The sequence below is a fragment of the Gilvimarinus sp. 1_MG-2023 genome, assembly GCF_030548285.1.
In genome coordinates, this window is sequence record NZ_JAUOSC010001494.1 from 1 (window position 1) to 245 (window position 245).

Annotated in this window: 1 protein-coding gene; it reads right to left on the minus strand. The window is 60.0% G+C overall.

The features are described from left to right. Nucleotides 1-245, minus strand: a 245-nt coding sequence (locus tag Q4563_RS21800) for a ShlB/FhaC/HecB family hemolysin secretion/activation protein (protein WP_303606023.1), incomplete at both ends; no start/stop codon positions are given.

Here is a 245-nt window from a genome sequence, read left to right on the forward strand (position 1 = left end):
TCAAGGTCTTCGAAGTTACCGCCCAGTTCGTAGTCCATGTCGGAGTAGGCCGCCCCGATGTTGGTGGCCCAGGGGCCTACGGGCAGTTGGTACTGAGCGCGGAAGAACACTTGCTCTTCGTCGGAGCCGAGAGCGCGCAGGTCGAACCGATCGCCTAAGCCCAGAGGACTGTTCACTTGTAAGCTGGCCCCTAAGCGGTATTCACCGATGGATTCATTGCCGTGGTTGTCCAGCTCCACGGTGCC